A 23941-nucleotide genomic window follows, 5' to 3' on the forward strand; every position below is an offset into this window, starting at 1 on the left:
ATAACCTTAGTTTAGTAATTTGGTAATTAGCTTTATAATGAATAAATTAGGTATTGAAGCAAATTAGTATTATAATATTATCAGTCAGATAAGGTGAATATTATGACATTAGCAAATCTCAGGACACACTATGCGTCACAGATCAAACCCGAGGAACTTGGTGACCAGAAGGTTACCGTAGCAGGATGGGTTCATGAGGTCCGTGACCTTGGTGGAATTTGTTTTGTTGTGCTCAGGGACCGTACAGGCAGATCCCAGATCACACTGGTTAAAAAGAAGACCGACCCAGAACTTCTGGAGCAGGCAAGGAAGCTTGTAAGGGAATCCGTAGTTTCAATTACAGGAAGCGTAAAGCCGGAAGGAAAGGCACCAAACGGTTACGAGCTTATTCCTGACGAAATTACACTTCTCAATGAGGCAGACTCACCTCTTCCAATGGACACAACCGGAAAGGTAGAAGCAGAACTTGACACCCGTCTTGATTCAAGATTTATTGACCTCAGACGTGAAAGAACAACATCCATTTTCAAGATAAGACACGAAGTCCTCAAGGCTGTCAGAGGCTACCTTACTGACAACGGTTTCATTGAGACCTCCAGTCCAAAAGTCGTAGCAACAGCAACAGAAGGTGGAACATCACTCTTCCCGATCACATACTTTGACAGGGAGGCTTTCCTTAACCAGAGTCCACAGCTCTTCAAGCAGATCCTCATGTCAGGTGGACTTGACAGGGTATTTGAGATTGGTCCTATTTTCAGGGCAGAGGAACACGACACCCGCAGACACCTCAACGAAGCAACATCCATTGATATCGAAGCAAGTTTCTGTGACCACTTCGATGTAATGGAAGTTCTTGAGAACATGGTTGCCTACATCTACGAGCAGGTAATTGCAAATGCATCTGATTCACTTGCAGTGCTCGGTGTTGAACTCCAGGTTCCACAGGTACCATTCAAGAGAGTAACCTATGACGAGGCAATCGAGATCGTCAATTCAACCACAGACGAGATGCTTAACTGGGGAGATGACCTTGGTACAGCTGCCGAACATGCTATCGGTGAGTATGTATTCAAGGAAACAGGGGAATCGCATTACTTTATCATCGACTGGCCAACAGAGATCAAGCCATTCTATGCGATGCCATATGAGGATAACCCGATTCTGTCAAAGGGATTCGATATGATGCACAGGACAATGGAACTATCATCCGGTGCACAGCGTATACACATCCCTGAACTTCTCATCGAGAGAATAGAGTCACAGGGTCTTGACCCTGAAGGATTCGAGTTCTATCTCAAGGCTTTCAGATACGGTATGCCACCACATGCAGGCTGGGGTATTGGTTGTGAAAGGCTTGTCATGACAATGCTGGGTGTTGAGAACATCCGTGATGTCGTACTCTTCCCAAGGGACAGGCGCAGACTTTCCCCATAATTCTTTTTCAGGGTTGATACTCATGAAAGAAAGAAATCCAACAGGAGAAAGTCCTGAGAAAAAAGCTGCAGGAATCGCAGCAGCAGACCTTGTGCAGGATGGCATGGTTGTCGGTCTTGGTACCGGCTCCACAACAGCCTACACAATAGCCGAGCTTGGAAGGCGTGTTGACGAAGGTCTTGATATCCTTGCAGTTGTAACATCATACCAGTCAGAGATGCTTGCTATTCAGGCAGGAATTACACTAACCTCACTTGCAGAACATCCAAACCTTGACCTTGCTATTGATGGTGCAGACCAGATAGATAAAGGTCTGAACGTCATCAAGGGCGGTGGTGCAGCACACACACGTGAGAAAGTTGTTTCACGTTCTGCAGAGCGTTTTGTTGTTGTAGCAGATGAATCAAAATACAGCGAGCAGCTCAATCACTACGTGCCTCTGGAAGTACTTCCGTATGCAAAGGAATACGTTTCACAGCAGGTATGCAGGATTGGTGGAAAACCAGAACTGCGTCTTGCAGCCAGAAAAGACGGTCCTGTAATTACAGACAATGGTAACTTCGTTATCGATGCGAGTTTAGGTGTAATTGAGAATCCTGTGGTAATAGCAGCTATTCTCTCACAGCTTGCCGGAGTTGTGGAACATGGTATCTTCACCAATGTGGATGAAGTCTACATCGGTAAGAAAGACGGTTCCGTAGAAATAATGGCCTGATCTTTTCGATCAGGTTCAATTTAATTATTTTAGTTAATATTTTGTTCACTTTCTGTCATCAAGCGGACAGGCACACATCTCGAACAATGCTTCTTCTCCAGTGTGTGATCCTCTTGCTATAAGGATGTCTCCGGCTTTTACGACAGTTCTCTTGTTAGGTCTGTAGACCCATCTCTCCTCTCTCTTGATGGCCATTACATGTACGCCGGTTTCGGTTTCCAGTTTCAGCTGGCCGAATGTCTTCTCAATTATGGGTGAGCATTCCTGAACTACAAGTTTTGTAATGACCTCATCAGATTCCCTTACAGCAATTGTAATGATCGGGTGCAGGTCTATATCCCTGAGAACCGTATCTGCAATTGTGTATGCTGCATCGGAAATTGCTTCTGCGGAGTTTGCAAGCTGAAGCAGGCCACGGAGAATATTTACATCAGGTACATGTTTTGCAGTTTCAAGTACCCAGTGCTGGAGTTCATGCTTCATGCTGTCCATTTCAGACTCAAGGGCTTTTACTTCGTGGGCAATGTCCTCATTGTTGAAAAGCAGGGCAGAATAGGCCAGACCTACTGAAAGCTCTCCCATGTTCTTCATTTCAACAATGATATCAACCGCTCTTTCAAGGTCAATCAGGAACCTCTCGTGTTCCATAGTCCTTGGTACGTATTTGCGGTTTGTCACAAGTTCAATAAAAAGCGGTACGCCCTCATCATGTCCTCTTGCAAAAAGAACATCATCCGGTCTTATACGGGTCGCATGGTTTGGATCGTATATCCACTCATCATTGCGGCGAATTGCGATGATCCACATTCCGGCCTCGGTATCAAGTTCAATATCTTCCAGATTCATACCTGCAAGTTTTGAATCTTCGCTCACTGTTGCTCTTGTGATGGTTTCCTCAGCTTCCCTCATTGCCAGTTTAAGCTCCATTGGAATGCCAATATCTCTTAGAACTATCTGGGCAATGTCGCCTGCTGAATTGGCAATGTTTTCAGATGCACGTGCAACCTGAAGCACACCTGACATCTCCTCTGCTTCCTCAACTCTTCTTGTGCTGAGCATGGCAGCTATCTTCATATGATAGTCAAGTGTATCCATCTTTTCTTCGAGGCGCATAACCTCCTCCGCAATATCCTCATCATCATAGACCATGGCTGAGTATGCCAGATCCACCATGAGTTCGGATGTATCCTTCATCTCTATCAGGAGGTCCTTGAGATTACGTGGAATATACCTAATTTCCTTGGGACTCATAAGTTTCTACCGTTCATTATATTCTTACTTTTTATTGGTTTTTATCTTTTTTGTATTTATATCAGGTTCAGGATGTGCATAGCCATGAAAATACCGCTGACTCCTATCAGATCACCAAGTGTGGCGATAAGTGGTATCACGGTATCATCAGGGTCAACTCCGAACCTATGAGATGCGAATGCGATGGCTATTGTGGCCGAGAAAACAACCAGCAGTTCAAATGTGCCGGCTAAAAGGCAGAGTGTCAGAAGTGTCAGGAATGCGATTCTCATATCAAATAACATTCCAGTTATCCATACTGTGATACTGACAAAAACGCATGCTGTCAGACCTACTATTAGAGCAGCGTAAACACTGTTCCTGACAACAGGGTTCCTGTGCAGGTGACTTCCAAGACCCATGTGGAAGGATGAGGAAAGTCTTGCTCCAAGCATACTGCCGGTGTCTCCTCCGATTTTGATAAGTGCCGGAATGAGCACCAGAATGATCGGCATTGATACGAGTTTGTCGATTTCGATGTTAAGTACCTGGCCTGAGAATATGCCTATGATGGATGTTACCAGAAGTATTGGGAATCCTCTTCCAACTATGCCTTTGACTGTGTAGTAGGTCATATCATAAGCACCACCTTTGCCGCCAAGAAGATCATTATCATGGATACTATATCCCCGATGGTGGCGATTGCAGGTGTTACTACATTGTCAGGGTCAAATCCGAAACGGAACATTCCCAGAGCAAGCAACACTGCGACTACTGAAAGAAGAAGTCCTGAAGAAACTCCTGCCAGGACTGCGATAAGTGTAAGGGTAATTGCACCTGCACTTTGCATTCCAAGTGCAATAGTTATGAAATGGCCGGCAATTCCGAGGATCGCCGACATGATAGTACTTAGGAGAAGAGATCCTGCTACGTTGTTGATGAGTTCAGGATTGCGGTCTATTTTAGTAATAAGACCCATGTGTATGGCACTTCCAAGACGTGATCCAAGAGTACATGAGATATTACCTCTCATTCCAAGTACTGCCGGTGTTATTACTATCAGTCCTGGGATTAGTGAAAGTTCGTTGCTCATTCCTGAAAGAATGAGTCCTGAGATCACTCCGCCTATTGTCGCCATGAGTTCGAATGGCAACGCCTCACGCACTATGGAGCGGACACTTCCGTAATCTCCTATGTATTCCTCGACGACCTCTATTTCGTATTCTTCGTCTTCATCACTTGTGTCGTAAGCCATTATAGTGGCCTATTTTACTTTGTTATTATTTATACGTATCAGGCATCTATGAGCTTATTCTCATAGTTTCTTCTTCTTCTATGGATAAGAATAAAACCGATGTTCTCCTTTCCTGAATCGAGGAAACCCCATGTTAAAACATATAGTTATGTGGAAATTGAAGGAAAACGCAGAAGGCAACAGCAAGGAAGAGAATGCAAAACTCATGAAGCAGAAGCTTGAGGCTCTTAAAGGTGTTGTACCTGAGATCGGCTTTATTGAAGTTGGAATAAATGCTGTACCATCACCTGCTGCTTATGATGTAACCCTGTACTCTGAGTTTAAGGATGAGGCTGCTCTTAAGACATATCAGGCACACCCTGAACATGTGAAGGTTGCTGAGTTTGTCGGTAAGATCAACGATAACAGGGTTGTTGTTGATTATCTGGTGTAATTCTATTCAATATAATTCCGGAATAATCGTGATTTGATTTTAATAAATTTAAGATTTTGATAAATCTGAAACCATATGGTTTGATTGAAATGAAAAGACCTGAGAAACAGATAATGGATGAGGATATGTTCCAGACGATCCTCAGTGAATCTATTGTCTGCAGGATTGGCATGTGTCAGGATAATGTCCCGTACGTTGTGCCAATGAATTTTGCATACCACGACAATGCTCTTTATCTGCATGCAGCTAGGGAAGGTAAGAAGCTTGATATGATGGCTGAGAATCCCTTTGTCTGTTTTGAGATGGAGTATAAGACCGAAGTCTCACCTGCTCCTACAAGCTGCGGCTGGAGTATGAAGTATTACAGCATAATCGGATGGGGAAATGCTTCCATGGTCACAGACCCTGAAGATAAAATAAAGGCTCTGAACCTGCTTATGGATAAGTATGCAGGAGAGACTAATGAGTCATATCCCGATCAAGTTCTCAATAAGGTTGCTATAATCAAGGTTGAGATTACTGAGATGACGGGCAAGTTCTCAGGTTATCCCAAACCATCCACTTGCGGCAGTGAAAATGACTGAGTTTGTCCTTTTGCTTTTAAAGGACACTTCACAATCCTGGAAGATTTTCATAATTTTGTCGGATTTTTCGGTGATATACACAGTTTTGCCCGGATTTTCGTCTCATCCATCAAAAAAGGTTATATACAACTAGTTACATTTAGGGGTTGCTCGAGGGCGAAAGCGCCACCGAACAACTTTATTCGCAAAACAATGGGCCCGTGGTCTAGCCGGTTATGACATCGCCTTTACACGGCGGGGGTCATGAGTTCGAATCTCATCGGGCCCACCACACTTATCTATTTCTCTTAAATCTTCTTTTCGTAGAGTTAATACGCTTTTCTTCTTATCATTGCGGTGCTGAGCAGAGCTTAGCACCTCGATCCGCACTCCAGAAGCGTCATCTGGGTTGCGAATGGCAGCAGGCCCACCACAATTCTTCTTTTCTAATGATATTGATTCTTGTAAGAGTGAGAGCTGTTATATTTTAAATTCCAATGAATTTACATCCCAATTTCCTCTTTTGGCACCGGCCTGATAGACACTATCCATGAAATCCAATATTGCCTGTTTTGGGTCGGATGATCTTCTTACATCATTATACATCAAAAGGGCCATGCCACCTCCTTCTGGAGACCAGAATGCTTTTTCCGGGCTAAGCGGTTCATCGGTAAGCCCTTCTGGTTCAGGGTACACGGAAGCATAGAATGCCGGTTCTCTGACATTCTCATCTCCTGCCCAGAAACCAAAGGCGATTAATTCATGTGAATAGGCTTCACGATTCACCATATTAGCTCCTTCCCACAAAGGGGCAGTTCTCCCTGAATAAAATATCAATGACAGATCCTTATGATGCCAGAAATATTGGACCGGCGAACATTTTCCCCGAAATGTTCCTCTATAGGTCTGGAAGATCGAGCTTATCTGTACAAGAATACGCCAATATGTGTTCATATATTTCTCATCATATGAAGAATGTTGGTCATCCGTTTCGAATGGTTCTGTGCTGAAAGGCGTATCATAGGGAACTGCCCGGATCTTAACAGTTATACCAAGTTCTGAAAGAGCTGAAAATACTTTATTATAGAATTGAGAGACAGAAAGCCCCATTAAAGGTATTATCCTCTCAGAATCTTTGCTTGTATTGATGATCAGCACATGGTCAATAAGATCGAATTCTATTTCGAATATCATATCCTCATAGGGAATAGGGCCTGTGGTAATTCCTCTTGTTGACACGTATAATGTAATATGCCACCAGTGATTCCTTTTAGGGTACAGTCCAAGCCTGATCTTCCCGATTATTTGGGAGAACAGGTGAAATGTGTTCATTGTATCTTCCCATTCTTCAATAGGGAGAGCGGGAAACTGCTCTTCTTGATTTGCATTGCTCATTATTATTACTCCCACAGGGTTCGTTAAAGATAAATTCTCAATAGTCCCAATGAAAGTATTAGAACAATGATATAAAAGTGATAGGACTAAAATAATATTTCAATTGTTCCAAATGGAATATATAGTAAAAATACCTAATTATTAGTGGGGAGCTTAATTATTTATTCTGCCGATGCAGGATTTTTGTTTTAACAGAGAGCTACTGAACTGTAAAGATTAACTAAGAGGGAGTAAAATGACAGTTGAAGATAATCTGGAATTGATGATAACACTGGACGATGCTTGGAATGCACAGGACTGGGAAACATTCAACAAACGCCATGCTGAAGACACAGCTGTTTACTGGCCAGGACAACCTGAGCCAACAAGGGGAAGGAAAGCACATAACGAAGAAGCCATAGAGTTCTACAAGACCTTTCCGGATAATCATGTTGAGAACAGACCGTATAAAACACTCTTTGGGCAAGGAGACTGGACATGTTCGGTTGCCATATTTTCCGGTACTATGAAAGGTCCCATGAAAGCCCCGGACGGAACTGAGATTCCACCTACAAACAAGAGCTTCAAAGTGGACTTTTGTACAGTTGCCCATTGGAAAGACGGGCAAATTGTCGAAGAGAAACTCTTTTATGACCTTATAAGCGTAATGAAACAAATTGGTCTGATGTAAGCTTTATTTTTAATCAAAATAGTATGTTATCTGTGCTTCTGCAGGTTCAGAGATAACGAACCTGTAATAGCAACAGTTTCACTCAATTTTATTGTAAACATTGATCTCGGTTTCATTTTCACAGAGATCTGCCATCAAAGGAACTATCTTCTTGAAATGTTCAGAATTAAAGTGCTTTTCCAGACATTTATTATCTTCCCATTCCTCGATCATTGTCAGGATTAGTGGATTCTCTGAATCCTGATAAAGACCATATTCAATGCAGCCTTCTTCTTTCAATGTCTCTTTGACCAATTCTTTGCTCAAATCGATATAGTCTTCTACCTTTTCAGGTTTAACATAATGTTTTGCAACTACTTTAATTGTCATGGAATCATCCTGGTACTAACAAGGTCCATTATTTTTGACCGTATGAATTGTTGTATATCTTCTCTATTGAACAAAGGATTAACGGACAAAAATCCTATAACTGTTGATGGAATTTTCCTGCATCATCTAGTTTAGACAATAAGTAAATTCGCCTGAAAGAAGTGATGTCTATAGGATACATATTTCTCAGAAATAGATAACAAGTGCTTTGACTTTAGTATATCATACCTCGTAAATACTTGTTTTAGCTTCCATATATGAATTGATGGCTATGTCCATCGTTCCATCAATGTTGATTATCTCCATGTCAAAGATCTTTGCAAATTCGGAAGCATTTCGATGAAAATTGTTATCTTTGTGGTTTTGATTGTTGATCTTAAAAAGAAGGCTGTACATCGGACTGCTGAGATATTTACTGACGTTTTGATAAGATACAGTTGATATGTAATCAGTTTCATTCATGCTGGATAACCACATCGGAGTTGCATAGATGGCTCCTCTGCCGTTGCCAAGTAGCATCGTTTTCGTGTAAACTTCATTCCCTCCAAGTGCTACGCTAACACAGTCATCAACAATATTTCTTTCATTATCTTTCAGAAAATAAACCGGGCAATCAAGCCTCTGCAAATCGTTCTGTACTTTTTCAGAATTATAGCCACATTTTCCATAGAAAAGAAGGATTCCATCTGAGATTTTCGACATTTCTTTGGCATTCTGATATACTTCTGACTGCAAATTATCAATATCAGAATGTAGATCCTTTCTCAGAAGATTTACAACAACCGTTAAATCCTGTTGTTTCTTTCGATTAAACGTATAGCAAATTTGCCTGAAGACTGGAATCTTTGAAAATATCTTCATGAAATTATCAGGTGATCTTCTATTGCTTTCTGAAACGATAGAATATAACCTGTCAGAAGAAAACGTAAAAGGCCTGAGACTCTCAGATTTGAGTTTTTGTACAAATCTGAAACTGTTTCTGTTCTCCACTACAAACAAATGTTTAATTTCACTGTCTCTTGAGAGAACATAAACTAATTCATCTTCAAGCATTTCGCAGGCAACTATACTTAAAACAGGCATGATTATTTCTACATGATTTTGCTTTTTATCTCATCCTTTATTGAGAAGTAGCATTTCTCGAATATTTCCTGACTACCACTAACCTCAAAAGTACTGTATCCAAATAAATTGGCATAATCCTCAATCTTTGCATCAATATCTTTTACATATGTCAGGCCGGTATTGACCTTTGCAACCCTGGAATATCCTGCCATGTCGTTGACCATTTTTGCCATCTTGAGAGCTTTTTCAGGATCAGGGTTATATTTATCGATGCTTAGAAGTTCTCTCCATGAACTGGCATACATGGGTGTGAAGAAAAAAGCAGGTTCCTTACTGTGGGTTTTAAGCAGTTTCAGATAATTTGCTCCACCGCCGACTGTAGCTCCGATACAGTCATCCACAATTCTTTCATCATCCCGGAGTATTCGGACAATGCAACCATCTTTTTCAAAGCAGAAATCCTCCTCTACTTTACCCAGGACATTACCACAAAGACCATAGAAAAGAAGTATACCATCGGAGAAAGGAATCATTTCCTCAATTCTCTGGTAAACCTCGGATTTCAGCGTTTTTGGCACTGCATGAAGTCCAAGTTCCAATATGTTAACTACCACAATTGATTCATATTCATCCGTTTTCCTGAGAATATCCTGTATATTTTCAAAAGGAACAATCTCGTGAAAGACCTGCTGCTCATTGAGTTTTTCTGTAAATTCAGAAATGTTATTGTTTTCTACGATTATGATTTTGTCAAGTTCAGAATCATTGCTAAAAAGCCAGACAATTTCATCCTGCATTATCTTACATGAAATTATGCTCATAACGGGCATTGCCGATCTCCTCCAATTTTACGTATTTTTGTGTCATTTCTTTTGAGCAAATATAATATGAACAATGCATCTCTACCTACATATAAGTAGGTTCGAGATGAATAAAAGATCAATCCCTCCATCCAAGACAGGATTTGATTGTAGAAATCGCTCTGATAAGTGTCTTTCTGCCTTTAATGCTGGATAACAGTCTGGCACCCATTAAAGTTTCAACTACCATTTCTGCACGTGATTCGACGGAATCTGAAAAAACAAATTCCCCTTGTTCCAGGCCGGTTCTGAGAATATCGGTAAGCCAGCCAAGTATATCGTCAAATAGCAACAGATCCTGTTTTTGAACTTTCTCCGGGAGCTCTTTAAAATCGATTACCACTGAGCCGGGAGGACAGATACATTTTCCTTCATCAAACTCCTGCAATGCATAATCAAAATAATATTGAAGCTGCTCACGAGCAGACTTTTTGGATTCAACCATTTGTGCAATAGACATAGCTAAGTTGTTCCTCCTTTCTTCAAGTAAGGCAGCAACTAAGTCTTCTTTTTTAGGATAATAATGGTGTATTGAAGCGTTTTTTATGCCAAGCTTCTGTGAAATGTCCTTGTAACTAAATCCATTATAGCCCCCACATTGCAAAAAGTGCCTTGCATAATGGACTATCTGTTGATTAGTAGGGTTAAGATCTGTCATATAAATCCACATTTTATCTTATTCTTATAATAGGTAAATTAAAACTCATACATTAAATACCTACCTACACATAGGTAGACAATAGTTAAATGAAAAATAAAATAAAGAATAATCTCAAAAGAAGTAAATGGTTCAAAGTTATGTTGATGTTTGCATTTACTTAAACAAAAAAAAGATTAAAGGTTATTTCCTTTTGTTGAGTCCGTACATCTGCACCTTTTTCATCATTGACAGATTAAGAACTTTTTCCATTTCTTGTTTTTCCAGCACCCGGGATTCAATGTATCCACTATCCACAGCCTCATTAAAGATCTCATACCCCATTCCCGAACGCGCTAAAACTGTAGTCCAGCCATTAGGTGTACCAACTCCTCCAAAAGAAATATCGGCATTTTCGGCAGTCAGATCAGTACAGAATTTGCATGAGCTGCTTCTATACTGGTCAAATTCTTCCAGTGAGAATACTTTAACTTCTTCATGAGTCTGGAACTCAAACTGTCCCTTGCGGATCTTCATGGCTTCAATATCATTAAGCTCCATATTTTTACTTTCAACAAACTCTTTGATACCTTCGTAGTAGAAAGTATCCATGCAGAAAAGGCCCATTTTCAATATATTGGCCCGCATGAAAAGATGCAGAAAACCATATGGACTTTTTTGCATTTTTGTAACAGCATCGATATTGCACGCTGTTCCAACAAAGGCAATACTTCTCATGCCCTGTTTGATAGCATCCATCATGCCTTCCATGGTCATGCTGTGACTGTAGATGCTCCCTGCAGACTGTATCAGTTCATCATAAGTAGTTGCCACTGTAGGAACAGGTTTCCATGGCTCCTCCTCTGATTTTGTCGTCACTACAGCACAGTCTATAAGTCCCTCCTCCAGGGCATAGGCAAGCATGGAAGTAACCACAGCACCATCCTGACCTTTCAGGTCTTTTATGAGTGTCCTGGAACTGTAAGCGTGTCTTATTTTTCCTATGAGTCCTTCTTCTGTTGTGATCGTCCTTGGGCATTGATTGTAACATACACCGCAGGCTGTACATTTATCCACTAGTTTTGGTTGATTTCCCTCAATGGATATGGAGTCACAGGTTGCTGCACACGCTCCGCAAAGGGTGCATATTCCCGGTTTAATTATCTCTTTCCTTAATTTTCCAAAAGATATTCGTTCATGATCCTTTAAACTTCTTTTTAGCCTTATAGTTCCCTTTTTCATTTCATCGAACTTAGATTTACAAAGAGGACAACAGAAATAATAGGTTTTGCCATCATATTCTGTGCTGTATTGACTATCAGGCCCTACTGTTTTTTTGCATATGGGGTCAGCTGGCATATTTTAAATCTCCTCCAGTTTCCATGCAATAATGGCCACCGGGATCTCGCCACTTAAAAATGAAAGTAATGGGTAGGGAATATACCACATTTTCTCTCCGTCAAATTCGCGGTGTATTAATTAAATTCCTGACTATTACTAGATAATATTATCTCTCATTTGTATTGCGATGCTGAACACAACGATGCACTTTGATTAGCTTTTTCTCAGTGTTGTTAAAGTTTGTATTTTCCCGGGTTCAGCACAATTAAATATGTCTTATGATACTTGTTCTTTCATAGATTACGTACTGTAGGAATCTGTATTAACTGGATATATCTTCTAAATAATTTTACACACTTTGGACAAGGGCAATGAATATCTTTGCAGAGCAGGAAAGAACTGCACTATAATTATAACTATAATGTTATGTGACATACAGGCTAATAATTACAAAATAGTTTTACATGAACACCACTTCAAAATATCTTCTGAAAGGCAATAAAATACAAGCATGTTTTAAATAATGCTGACCTGAAAAAAGCGGAGAAATAAAATGCTGTCTGTTGAAAATCTTGCAAACATCTTTGGGATTTTAGCTGCACTATCATGGGGTGCAGGAGATTTTGTAGGTGGCTGTGCCACCAGGCGGACAAACGCCTATTATGCTGTAATGGCTACACAGATCACAGGTATAATTATGTTCCCTGTTCTTGCATTGGTCTTTTCAGAAAGCCTTCCTTCACTTTATAATCTCATATGGGGTGGCCTTGCAGGATTTTTCGGAGCAGCAGGACTTATTCTACTTTATATGAGCATGGCCAGGGGAAAAATGAGCATCGTAGCCACACTGGCTGCAGTAATAGCGATAATCATACCTGTAATATATTCAGCTATAAATGAAGGTCTCCCAGGCAGTTTTAAAATTGCGGGTTTTATTTTTGCCCTTATTGGTATCTGGTTCACTGTCAGAATGAATACAGGAATGCAGTTAAAGGTAAAAGATATAGAATACATAGCAGTTGCAGGTCTATTATTTGGCCTGTTCTTTATTTCTATTGATAAATTCAGTTCTACCGGAATTTACTGGCCACTGACATTTTCAAGAATTACGGCACTTATCATGCTGGCAGTATTCATGATAACAACAAAAAAAGTCAATAAACCCATATCCGATGGAACTCTTTTAGTCATCCTTGCAGCAATATTTAATACAGGAGGTGTTGTCCTCTTTGCTCTGGCTTCTGTAGCAGGAAGGCTGGATGTTGCCACGATCCTGTCATCACTAAGTCCTGCAGTTACCGTACTGCTGGCTTGCATTATATTAAAAGAACAGCTTGCTCCACGTCAATGGTTAGGAGTAATAGCTTCGATGACTGCTATTGTTCTTATATCGATGTGATAATTGTAATCAGTTATTTTCTGAATCAATAGGAATAGTGAACGTAAACGTGCTCCCTTTGCCAACATCACTTTCAACACTAATATCCCCTGAATGCATTTCTACATAATATTTTACAATTGCAAGTCCGAGCCCAGTTCCACCATGGGTGCGGTTAGCTGATGAACTGACTTGCTTGAATGGACTAAAAATAGTCTTTTGTTCTTCCATAGCAATACCAATACCATTGTCAGAAACCAAAGTCTGGATTTTGCCATTTACTACTTTAGATTCAACCCTCAATTTACCATATTTAGGTGTAAACTTGATTGCATTACTCAGGAGGTTGTACAATATTTGTTTAATTTTTGTCTTGTCAGCATTTACTTTAAGATCATCTAATTTAATATCGGTTTTAAAATCAATGTATTTATCTTTGATCAGAGGTTCCATCAAAGTTATACTCTCCTCCAGAACTTCAGACATATTCATTATCTCAGGTTCATATTTCATGTTACCTGACTCTATTTTTGAAACATCGAGTATGTCATTGATAAGTTTCAGCAGATGATTGCCACTTTTCAATATGTTGGAAACATAGTGGCTTTGTTTTTCATTCAGGTCCCCAAAGATCTTGTCATTCAGTACCTGAGAAAAGCCAATGACTGAATTAAGTGGTGTACGAAGCTCATGACTCATATTGGCAATGAAATCGGATTTTATCTGGTTTGATTCTTCAGCCAGGGCTTTAGCTCTAAGTAAAGCCACTTCTGTCTCTTTACGTTCAGTAATATCCCTGCACACGGAGAAAATTTGTGTTTCTCCATTTAAGGTTGCCATGCTGGAACTGATTTCCACATCGATAAAAGTCCCATCTTTTCGGCGAATAGTTGTCTCTATGTATCGTGGTCTTTCTTTGAAATTCTTAAAATGCAAACTCATTTCTTCTTGTGTCCACTTGGCATCCAGTTCCCATACATACATCGCCGAAACTTCATCTGGGGAGTATCCAGTCATTTCAGCATACTTCTTATTAGCCTCCAGTATTTTTCCATTCTGATTGATAATAACGATTCCATCACTGGAATTTTCAATAAGGAGACGTCTTCGCATAACTTCTTCTACAATTCTCCTCTCGGCCTCTTTTCTTTCAGTAATATCCTGTATCACTCCAATGATAACATTTCTTTCAGCAAAATATTCAGCAGCAGAGTGGATATAACGAATTTCACCATCATTGACTCGCCGAATCTTAAATTCAACATCGTAACGGATGCCCTTTGTAATCAGATTGCTCATTGAATCTGATAGCATTTGATGGTATTCGGGTAACGCTAAATTTCGTATATATTCATTAGTATATTCTTTATTACCTTCTATTCCATAGATCTTTCTTGCTTCTTCGGATGCATCGAGCAAATGGGAAGTTAAGTCGATTTCCCAGCTTCCAACATTCCCCACATTTTGTGCAGTGCGTAGTTGTATGTCTTTTCTGAGTAATTCCATCTCTGACATTTTTCGCTCAGTGATATCTGTCAGTAAGAGAGTAAGTCCAATGACAGCACCTTCGTCATCCTCAAGGGGACTATAGGTATTCTCATACCATTTTCTTTCAAGTAATGAGTCACCGTATTCTTCAACAAGTGTGAAAGCTTCGCCTGCAAGAACCCTGTCAAAATTGTGTTTTGCTTTTTCAACGTCAGCAGAATCTTTAATGTAATCAAGCATACAGGCATCAATCTCAATGTCAGCTCCCCATATGTTTTTCATCGTCATTTGATGGTTCTTATTGAATGCAATATACCGATACTCTTTATCAAGAGCAAATATAACGATATCTTTTGGACTTTCTATTACTTCCTGCATGAGTTTGTATGCACGTTTATATTTCTGCTCGGTTTGTTTCAGTTTTTCTTCAGCTTTTTTTCTTTCGGTAATGTCTCTGCATACACAAAAGATGAGTTTTTCACCACCAATGATTGCGGCGTTTGAGCTGACTTCCATATCAAGTAAATTTCCATCTTTTCGACGATGTTTCGTCACGAATGTAATTCCAGTTCCCTTAGCATTCTTCGCTCTTTTTCTTAGTTCTTCAGGTTTCGATTGATCATCCCAATCCCATACGTGTAACTTGAGAAGCTCATCCATGGAGTAACCTAACATATCTGCATATTTGTGGTTAGCTTCGATGACCTTGCCTTTGTCATTAATAACGACTATACCATCATTTGACTGTTCCACAAGAATACGTCTTCTGGTAGCTTCTTCTGCAAACTTGGTTTCTGCCCTTTTCTTCTCGGTTATATCGGTATGAGTTCCATACATGAGAAGTGGGTTTCCATCATCATTCCATTTTATTACTTTACCACGAGCATGTACCCACACCCATTCTCTATTTTTGTGCAGCATACGTATTTCACATTCATAGTGGTCCAATTCCCCTTCAAAGTGCTTTTTAAGAATTAACTCCGCCTTTTCTATATCTTCCGGATGGACAAGTTCTTTCCATGTCTGAAAATCAAGAGGTTCCAGTTCATCCAGTGTATATCCTACTATCTCTGCCCAACGTTCATTGAATGAAGTTTTATCTGTCTGAACATTCCACTCCCATGTTCCAACATTTGTACCTACAATGATGTTTTCAAGGCGTTCACGCTCTTCTGACAGTTCTTTTTCTGCCAGTTTCCTTTCGGAAATATCCCTGCCAACACCTAATACACCTACAAGGGTTCCACTCGAATCATACATCGGGGTTTTGATTGTTTCCAGATATTCTGTATGTCCATCTGCAGCAAAGGTGACAATTTCTTCATTAACCAATGGTCTGTCAGCTTCCAATGCTTCTATATCCTTTTGTCTGAAAAAATCTGCAAGCTCTTTAGCATGGAAATCATAATCGGTTTTTCCAATGATGTCTTGTATACGTGCATTAAACAATAGTTCCATTTTAGTATTACATGTGATAAATACACCATTAAGGTCTTTAAGCCATATAATATAAGGAATGGTATCTATAAACGCGTGCAGTTGTCTGTCACTATTTTTGAGCGCTATTTCTGCGTTCTTATGTTCAGTTATGTTGATGGCTGCTGACATTACTCTCTGAACACCATTGATTATAACAGGACTCAATCGGATATATAGCCAAACAAAATCTCCATCCTTCTTTTTGTGAAGCCACTCAAATTCCTGCGGACCTTCTGAGAGAGCTTTGTGTATCAATTTCTGTGCATCAGCTAATGAGTATGGTGGTTCATACCAGACACCATTCGCATTTAATTCCTCGAATGAAGAATATCCTAAAGAAGTATAAGCTGCAGGATTAGCATCAATTATTTCTCCACTATCTTTGTCATGTATCATTGTAGAGATTGGTATCTCTGTAAAAAGGCTCCAGTACTGTTCTTCACTATTTTGAAGCTTCTTTTCATATTTTTCTTCAATTTTATTTCTTTCTGTAACATCACGAATAATGGAACATAGCAGATTTTTGTCTCCACTCTTTGTTGGAAATGTGTTTACTTCAACATCTCGTATTTCACCGCTGGCGATCCGGTGTTTAAAGAAAAAGTGATTCTGAACTTCATTAATCGCTTTCTGAACAAATGATGAAACTTCGTTTTCGGGTAGTGAATTAAGGTGGGAAATTTTCTTGTCTGTAAAATCCTCTAATTTCCATCCATAAAAATTACATGCTGCATGGTTTGCATCAACGATATCAAGACTATGGGGATCTATAAGTAACATAATGACATGGGCATTGTCAAATAGTGTCCTGTATCCTTTGTTTGTAACTTTAGTACTATGATCTGTACTTTTGTGCTGTGTACCCATATCAATCCCTTATCCTTGTCCAAATTAGCTAATCCTTCCTCCTTTTTTCAGGTAGAAACTGATAGCTGCATTTTATATTTGCAATTATTATATATTATTGTTTTTATTTACACTTTGTATTATTAGTTTAAATGACAATAAAGGGACTAACTTTTATAACAAGCCAACAAGAAAACAATGGGATTCTAATGACCGAAAGCAAATCAATGGGATTGTGGTCAGCCACGTCGATTGGTGTCGGTGCCATGGTAGGTGCAGGAATATTCTCCATATTCGGAACAGCAACACAGATATCCGGTAACGCAGTCTACATATCTTTCATAATTGCCGGAGCAATTGCTTTGTTAAGCACTTATTCTTATGCAAAGCTCGGAGTTAGGTATCCATCGGCAGGCGGTCCGGTTGAATTTCTCATTCATGGCTTTGGTGACAGAATACTAACCGGGGCTTTGAATCTATTGTTGTGGACAGGTTACATCTTTGCACTGGCATTATATGCAAAAGGATTTGCTCTCTATGCACTGACATTAGTGCCAGTTGCTTCGACCAGCCTCTGGACAAATGTTTTTGCCACATTGATAATAGTCATTTTTACAGCCATTAATTTCATCGGTGCAAAGGCTGTAGGAAAATCAGAACTGTTCATAGTGTCAATTAAAGTAGGTATCCTTCTGCTTTTTGCAGTCTCCGGTCTTTTCTTCATAGATTCTTCAAATCTTTCAGTCACAGAATTTCCATCAACATCAAATATCCTCTTTGGAGCTGGCATAGTATTTCTTGCATATCAGGGGTTCGGGCTCATAACCAATGCAGCAGAAGATATGATTGATCCTCAAAAGACACTTCCCCGAGCATTGTATCTGAGTGTGATAATTGTAATCTGCATCTATGTTCTTGTAAGTATCACTGTTATCGGGAATCTGTCAATTTCCACAATATCAACAGCTAAAGACTATGCTTTGGCTGCTGCTGCACAACCTTTCCTGGGAAATTCAGGATTTACAATTATGGCAATAGCAGCTCTCTTTTCAACATCATCAGCTATCAATGCATCATTGTATGGTGGTGCAAACATTAGTTATCTTATTGCAAAAGAAGGTGAGTTACCTGCATTTTTTGAAAGGAAAGTATGGAATAGGAGTACAGAAGGACTTTTCATTACGTCAGGTCTTGTAATTCTATGCATCAATCTTCTTAATCTGGAAGGTATCAGTATGATTGCAAGCGCTTCTCTGTTGGTAATATATGTTGCAGTTAATGCCTCTCATCTGAGATTGGTAAATGAAACAGGTGCAAAGCACTATATTATATGGTCATCTCTTATTAGTAGCATAGTGTTTTTTGGTATACTGGTGTATTATGAAATATTGAATTCAATAACAACACTGGTAGTCTTTGCTTTTATCCTTGCATTATGCTTTATAGTTGAATGGGCTTACAGAAACTATTCGAGCAGAATACTAAAAACAAGAACCAATGGCGGTAACAAATTATGAGTGATGTTTCGTCAACAAAAAGTATAGGATACCTTTCTGCAGTTTCAATTGGAGTTGGTGGAATGGTTGGCGGAGGAATATTTGCGGTTCTCGGACTTGCCGTTAAACTTGGCGGAGGCGGAACGCCTGTTGCTTTTGCACTTGCAGGTCTGGTGGCATTGATAACCTCTTATTCCTATGCAAAACTCTCTGTTCGCTATCCATCAGAAGGTGGAACTGTTGAATTCCTTAACCAGGCATTTGGTTCCGGTATGATTACCGGTGGACTTAATGTACTTCTATGGCTGAGTTATGTTGTCATGCTTTCACTCTATGCCTATGCTTTTGGCAGCTATGGTTCAACATTTTTCCCTGCTTCCATGCAGTCTGTTTCACTTCATATTCTCATTAGTGGAATTATAGTACTGATGACCGCGATCAATGTAATTGGTTCCAAAGTTGTGGGCAAATCGGAAGAATGGATCGTAGCATTTAAAATTGCAATTCTTACTATATTCATAGCTGGTGGAATATGGAGTCTAAGGTCACAACCTGTTCAGGTTACTTTAGGTTCAAATCCGCTTCAACTGGTTGCAGGTGGAATGATCATTTTCCTGGCGTACGAGGGATTTGAACTCATAGCCAATACTGCAAATGACATAAAAGATCCTGAAAAGATTCTGCCACGTGCTTATTACACTGCAGTCCTTTTTGTGTTCCTGCTTTATTTCCTGATAGCATACGTAACTGTTTCAAGTGTTTCAACAGATACCATTGTTCAGGCACAGGATTATGCTCTTGCAGTTGCTGCCAAACCTTTCCTTGGAAGTTTTGGCTTCAACCTGATTGCAGTTGCTGCTCTCTTATCCACCACTTCTGCTATCAATGCTACATTATATGGTGCTTCACGTGTGAGCTACATTATTGCAAAAGACGGTGAACTGCCGCAAATACTGGAGAAGAAAATATGGAACCGACCTGTTGAAGGTTTGTTGCTGACTTCTTTTATGACTCTGTTTGTGGCAAATCTCTTTGACCTGTCCAGCATATCAATTATGGGAAGTGCTGGTTTTCTCCTGATATTCGGAGCAGTGAATGCTGCAAATGTTCGTCTTCATAAGAGGACCAAAAGCAAAAAATGGATATCAATAACAGGAATTGTTGCATGTGCTATAGCTTTACTGACACTTGTCTGGTACGTACTGACAAACTCTCCTGCAGATATCTATGTACTAATAGTCATGGTATTTCTTGCATTTGTAGTTGAATATGTTTATAGAAAGTATACCGGTAGGGAAATAAAGAAGATTCATTTCTTCTGATATGGGACTTTTAGAGGTTTAAAACTTCCATTTTCGACTCAGCAGGTATCACGAACGCAAATGTACTGCCTTGTCCCGGTTTACTCTGGACCCAGATTTTTCCCTTGTGCATTTCAACATATTTCTTAACAATTGTAAGTCCAAGTCCCGTTCCACCCTGTTCTCTGGTACTGTACTTACTAAGTTGCTTGAATGGCTCAAAAAGTCGGGCTGTATTCTCACCGGAAATTCCAATTCCGTTGTCCTTAACACTTGTATGGATCATGTCATCAACCCGTTTGATATTAATGCTTATTGTTCCTCCTTTTTCAGTGAACTTGATAGCATTGCTTACCAGATTGTAAAGTATCTGTTTGAACTTTGTCTTGTCTGCATTCATTATAAGATCAGGTTCAACACTTACATTGATATTGATGTTCTTAACTTCTGCAATAGGTATTGTTGTAGCTCTTACTTCTTCAACTACGTCACCTACACAGAAAGGACAGCAGCAAATCTCCATTTTGCCGGCTTCTATCTTTGAGAAATCAAGAATTGAATTGATAAGTCCCAGCAGGTGTTTGCCACTATTTGCAATATGGTCAATGTACTCAGATTGTTTATCATTTAACTCACCTACTATTTGATGCGACATGATATCAGAGAACCCGATGATTGAATTAAGAGGTGTTCTTAGTTCATGGCTCATGGTTGCCAGAAACTCACTTTTGCTGTCGCTGGCCTCTTCTGCCATTTGTTTTGCATGGATAAGAGCTTCTTCCGTATTCTTCCTGTCTGTGATGTCTCTGCACACACAGAAAATTAATTTCTCATTTCCGAAAATTGCTCCGTTTCCACTAATTTCCACATCAAGAAGAGTTCCATCCTTACACCTTTGCTTTGTTTCATGTGTCACGCCTACCTCATCAGCAAGACGTACCATTTCTAATAACTGCTCACGGGTATATTGGGTATCCCAGTCCCACATGTGTAGTGAGCTCATTTCTTTTTCTGTGTATCCCAGCATATCTGCAAACTTTTTGTTCGCTTCAAACACTTTTCCGTTCTGATCAATAATTACTATTCCGTCTGCAGACTGCTCAATAAGAATCCGTCTTTTCATAGATTCCATTTCAAGAGCTTTTTCAGCATTTTTGCGGTCAGTGATGTCCTGAAGAGAGCCGGTTACTTTCACAACTTTACCTTCACTCATTTTAGGATGACCAGTAGTTCGAACCCATTTCTGAGTGCCTTTTGCAGTTATGAATTCAAGCTCAAGGTCATAGGGTCGTCCTTTTTCGATTACATTCTGAATTGCTTCTTCAATGATTTCCCTTGAGCCCGGTGCGTAAAATGTCATTCCAAAATCAGGGTTTGTTGAAATATCCAGATCAAGTTCATGTATTCTGGCAACTTGAGGTGTCCAATTGCCTTTGCCGGACTCTACTTCGAATTCCCATCCACCTATCCTGGCAATTTGACATATATCAGTCAGGAGTTCTTCACTATCTTGTATCTTGTTCTTTGTTTCTGTAATGTCAATATGTTGCAAAAGGACACCTGTGGGTACTTCACTGGAAAGTGGATGGACTTTCAGCAGGAACCATCCGTGATTGCCATTGTATTTGTAGGAATATTCTGTATTGAACGAACTGCTCTTACCAGAGATAACCTCTTTAATCCCATTTTCTATGAGTTTAATTTTTTCCCTGCTGTTAATATTAGCATGTTCATCACAAAATGCAAAAAAATCGGAACCTTCTGTACATTGACTGCCAGGTTCATATTTCTCGGAAAAATGTTTCCAGGCTTTGTTGGTAAATAATACATTGCCATCTGGTGACAGTATGATAACCCCATCTTCCCAGATGTCTATTGATTTTATATCAAAGGTAAAATTTTGAATAATATTATTTTTTGCAGGCATTATACAGGCACCATTTATTCAACTCTTTTTTATAGAACTATCTATTTATATTTTTTGTTGAAAAGTTCATCAAAATAGCATCTGTAAGATTATTCTGTGATATATTTTAGTTTGCATTTCATATATCAGCATTTATGTTGTCATATTCCGGTTCAGTTGGAATCGTAAAAACAAAATTGCTTCCTTCACCAGGCTTGCTTTGAACACTGATCCTGCCTCCATGCATTTCTATGAATTTTTTCGTAATGGCCAGTCCGAGACCGGTTCCCTCAAGTTCATGATTCATATAAGGTTTTATTTGTCTGAATGGCTGGAAAAGCTTGTCCATGTCATTCATAGAGATACCAATTCCAGTATCCTGTATACTTATGAAGATTGAATTGTCCGATGTACTGGCTTCAATTGTAACTTTTCCATTTTCCGGAGTAAACTTTATTGCATTATTTGTGAGATTATAGATTATTTCCTGGAATTTAGTCCTGTCAGCAACTATCATTTCTGGTAAAGAATCAAATTTAAGTTCAAGTCCCACTCCCTTTTTCATGGCCAGCGGTGTCACTGCCATCTTTACTTCATTGATACTTTCAAGAAGGTAGAATTGTTCGTAGTTAAGTTCCATTTTTCCAGCTTCTGTCTTTGAAAGGTCCAGAATATCATTTATCACATTCAAGAGGTGCTTTCCGCTCTTTGAGATGTAATCAATATACTCGGCTTGTGCCATGTTTACTTCTCCGAAGTCCTCTCCCATCAGAATTTCAGAAAAGCCAATAATCGAATTGAGAGGTGTTCTTAGCTCATGGCTCATCGTTGCCAGGAATTCATTCTTGGTCTGACTTGCTTCCTCAGCAGTGATCTTTGCCTTTAGTAGTTCATCTGCATATCTTTTCTTCTCCGTTATATCCCTGCAGACACAAAAAACGAGTTTTTTTCCGCTATATGCCATGAGATTCGAATTTATTTCAACGTTGAGGATAGTTCCATCTTTACATTTCTGTTTTGTTTCAAACAGCCTTCCTCTGAAATCCGCACAGTTTATCAGATCGATCAGTTGATCCCTATTGAAATTGGTATCCCAGTCCCATACATGCATCTTCTGAATTTCCTCTACGGAATATCCAAGCATTTCAGCAAAAGCAGGATTTGTTTCAAAGACACTTCCATCTATCTCCAGTATAACCATTCCGTCCCTTGACTGCTCCATGAGAAGACGACGCCAGTGTACCTCTTCAGCAAGCGCATTTTCAGATTTGAGACGTTCAGAAACATCTTTGACAATAGCACAATTATATTCTTTTCCTCCGTAGAGCGTGTAGTTGACAGTTATCTCAACATGTCGTAGTCTTTTTTCTTTTGTCAGATACATGGAATGAAATGTAAAACTCTTTTTATCTTTAACCTGTTTCCAGTGCTCATTCCATGTTTCAATTGTCATGGAGGGGTCAATATCCGGTACTGACATCGTCAGGAGTTCCTCTTTAGAATATCCAAGCAGATTACAGGCAGATTTGTTGACAAAAAAGAATTCTCCGTTTGTTCTTGTCCATAAAACGGTATCGCTGAAATTTTCCAGTGAGAAACAGGCTATTTTTAATCCTTTTTCAGCTTTTTTCTGTTCAGTTACATCCCGGACCACTATATAGTGCAGATATTTTTCTTCAGCAAGCGGAGCACTTCTATAGATCTTCACATCACGAATTTCGCCGTTTGCAAGCATGTGTTTTGAAAAAAAGTAATTCTTATCTCCGGCGATTTTGCAGTCAATGGAAAGATCATTTGCTTTTCCTTTCCTTGATTCCATAATGCATACATCTATATTACTAATATCAATGGTTTTTAGTTCTTCCAGTGACCATCCATAAAAATCAGAAGCAGCATAGTTAGCATCAAGTATCTTACAGTTACTCTGATCAATTAAAAGTACGACAGCTTTTTCATTTTGAAAAAGGTCGCGGTAAATTTCTCCATTTTTTAGAAAATAGTCGATCAATGTCTCCTCATTGCATAGGAGGGACAGATCATCTCCTGCCTGTTTCCAATGATGCACTTTTTCTTCCATTGA

20 protein-coding genes and 1 tRNA gene are annotated in these 23941 nt (G+C 39.5%); 9 read left to right on the forward strand and 12 right to left on the reverse strand.

The annotated features are described in order from the left end of the window. Positions 1-102 precede the first annotated feature (102 nt). Both aspS and rpiA read left to right on the forward strand, forming a co-directional pair. Entirely contained in the window at positions 103-1434 is a 1332-nt protein-coding gene (gene aspS, locus RE474_RS12720; protein ID WP_309310736.1) for an aspartate--tRNA(Asn) ligase, read from the forward strand. A gap of 22 nt (positions 1435-1456) precedes the next feature. Continuing rightward, on the forward strand, positions 1457-2149 hold the full coding sequence (gene rpiA / locus RE474_RS12725; RefSeq protein ID WP_309310737.1) for a ribose-5-phosphate isomerase RpiA: 693 nt from the start codon (positions 1457-1459) through the stop codon (positions 2147-2149). A 45-nt stretch (positions 2150-2194) separates the two neighbouring features. Here rpiA and RE474_RS12730 read toward each other — a convergent pair whose 3' ends face one another. Genes RE474_RS12730 through RE474_RS12740 form a run of 3 tightly spaced genes read right to left on the reverse strand, consistent with a single transcriptional unit; the run spans position 2195 to position 4634 of the window. Further along, positions 2195-3400, reverse strand: coding sequence for a potassium channel family protein (locus RE474_RS12730; protein ID WP_309310738.1), 1206 nt, complete (start codon positions 3398-3400; stop codon positions 2195-2197). A 56-nt stretch (positions 3401-3456) separates the two neighbouring features. Then, complete coding sequence (locus tag RE474_RS12735) at positions 3457-4014, reverse strand: magnesium transporter (protein WP_309310739.1); 558 nt, start codon at positions 4012-4014, stop codon at positions 3457-3459. After that, the gene (locus RE474_RS12740; RefSeq protein ID WP_309310740.1) at positions 4011-4634 is read right to left on the reverse strand and encodes a magnesium transporter; all 624 of its coding nucleotides are present in this window, start codon (positions 4632-4634) and stop codon (positions 4011-4013) included. Before RE474_RS12740 ends, RE474_RS12735 begins: the two co-directional genes overlap by 4 nt. 130 nt (positions 4635-4764) lie before the next feature. Here RE474_RS12740 and RE474_RS12745 point away from each other — a divergent pair, with 130 nt between their 5' ends. The 3 genes from RE474_RS12745 to RE474_RS12755 all read left to right on the forward strand — a co-directional run bounded on the left by RE474_RS12745 (position 4765) and on the right by RE474_RS12755 (position 5922). Continuing rightward, a complete protein-coding gene (locus RE474_RS12745) occupies positions 4765-5067 on the forward strand; it encodes a Dabb family protein (RefSeq protein ID WP_309310741.1) in 303 nt (100 codons plus the stop codon). Between the two features lie 89 nt (positions 5068-5156). After that, entirely contained in the window at positions 5157-5651 is a 495-nt protein-coding gene (locus RE474_RS12750) for a pyridoxamine 5'-phosphate oxidase family protein (RefSeq protein WP_309312257.1), read from the forward strand. Positions 5652-5845: 194 nt separating this feature from the next. Next, positions 5846-5922 (forward strand) — tRNA-Val (locus tag RE474_RS12755). Positions 5923-6110: 188 nt separating this feature from the next. Here RE474_RS12755 and RE474_RS12760 read toward each other — a convergent pair. After that, complete coding sequence (locus tag RE474_RS12760; RefSeq protein WP_309310742.1) at positions 6111-7025, reverse strand: DUF5996 family protein; 915 nt, start codon at positions 7023-7025, stop codon at positions 6111-6113. Positions 7026-7260: 235 nt separating this feature from the next. On the opposite strand from RE474_RS12760, the gene RE474_RS12765 reads away from it, so the two are divergent. Beyond that, positions 7261-7695: an ester cyclase gene (locus RE474_RS12765; RefSeq protein ID WP_309310743.1), complete on the forward strand. Its 435-nt coding sequence runs from the start codon at positions 7261-7263 to the stop codon at positions 7693-7695. Positions 7696-7773: 78 nt separating this feature from the next. Here RE474_RS12765 and RE474_RS12770 read toward each other — a convergent pair whose 3' ends face one another. The 5 genes from RE474_RS12770 to RE474_RS12790 all read right to left on the reverse strand — a co-directional run bounded on the left by RE474_RS12770 (position 7774) and on the right by RE474_RS12790 (position 11985). Then, positions 7774-8064, reverse strand: coding sequence for a putative quinol monooxygenase (locus tag RE474_RS12770; RefSeq protein WP_309310744.1), 291 nt, complete (start codon positions 8062-8064; stop codon positions 7774-7776). 222 nt (positions 8065-8286) lie between these two features. Continuing rightward, positions 8287-9147 (reverse strand): DUF1638 domain-containing protein, encoded by an 861-nt coding sequence (locus RE474_RS12775; RefSeq protein WP_309310745.1) that lies wholly within the window; start codon positions 9145-9147, stop codon positions 8287-8289. 8 nt (positions 9148-9155) lie between these two features. Next, positions 9156-9959 carry a DUF1638 domain-containing protein gene (locus RE474_RS12780; protein ID WP_309310746.1) on the reverse strand — a complete coding sequence of 268 codons (804 nt, stop codon included), beginning with the start codon at positions 9957-9959 and terminating at the stop codon, positions 9156-9158. 109 nt (positions 9960-10068) lie between these two features. Then, positions 10069-10647, reverse strand: coding sequence for a TetR/AcrR family transcriptional regulator (locus tag RE474_RS12785; protein WP_309310747.1), 579 nt, complete (start codon positions 10645-10647; stop codon positions 10069-10071). Between the two features lie 183 nt (positions 10648-10830). Beyond that, positions 10831-11985, reverse strand: a complete 1155-nt coding sequence (locus tag RE474_RS12790) for a Coenzyme F420 hydrogenase/dehydrogenase, beta subunit C-terminal domain (protein WP_309310748.1) — start codon at positions 11983-11985, stop codon at positions 10831-10833. Between the two features lie 535 nt (positions 11986-12520). Between RE474_RS12790 and RE474_RS12795 the strand changes: the two genes are divergently transcribed. Next, a complete protein-coding gene (locus RE474_RS12795) occupies positions 12521-13366 on the forward strand; it encodes an EamA family transporter (protein ID WP_309310749.1) in 846 nt (281 codons plus the stop codon). Positions 13367-13375: 9 nt separating this feature from the next. Here the strand turns inward: RE474_RS12795 and RE474_RS12800 are convergent, their stop codons facing one another. Then, a complete protein-coding gene (locus tag RE474_RS12800; protein WP_309310750.1) occupies positions 13376-17179 on the reverse strand; it encodes a PAS domain-containing sensor histidine kinase in 3804 nt (1267 codons plus the stop codon). A gap of 188 nt (positions 17180-17367) precedes the next feature. Here RE474_RS12800 and RE474_RS12805 point away from each other — a divergent pair, with 188 nt between their 5' ends. Further along, a complete protein-coding gene (locus RE474_RS12805; RefSeq protein WP_309310751.1) occupies positions 17368-18675 on the forward strand; it encodes an APC family permease in 1308 nt (435 codons plus the stop codon). Then, positions 18672-19976 carry an APC family permease gene (locus RE474_RS12810; RefSeq protein ID WP_309310752.1) on the forward strand — a complete coding sequence of 435 codons (1305 nt, stop codon included), beginning with the start codon at positions 18672-18674 and terminating at the stop codon, positions 19974-19976. Before RE474_RS12805 ends, RE474_RS12810 begins: the two co-directional genes overlap by 4 nt. A 10-nt stretch (positions 19977-19986) precedes the next feature. Here the strand turns inward: RE474_RS12810 and RE474_RS12815 are convergent, their stop codons facing one another. Continuing rightward, the gene (locus RE474_RS12815; protein ID WP_309310753.1) at positions 19987-21882 is read right to left on the reverse strand and encodes a PAS domain-containing sensor histidine kinase; all 1896 of its coding nucleotides are present in this window, start codon (positions 21880-21882) and stop codon (positions 19987-19989) included. 118 nt (positions 21883-22000) lie between these two features. Next, the gene (locus tag RE474_RS12820; RefSeq protein WP_309310754.1) at positions 22001-23938 is read right to left on the reverse strand and encodes a PAS domain-containing sensor histidine kinase; all 1938 of its coding nucleotides are present in this window, start codon (positions 23936-23938) and stop codon (positions 22001-22003) included. Between the last annotated feature and the right edge of the window lie 3 nt (positions 23939-23941).

The organism is Methanolobus sediminis (assembly GCF_031312595.1).
In the GTDB taxonomy this organism is placed as follows: Archaea; Halobacteriota; Methanosarcinia; order Methanosarcinales; family Methanosarcinaceae; genus Methanolobus; species Methanolobus sediminis.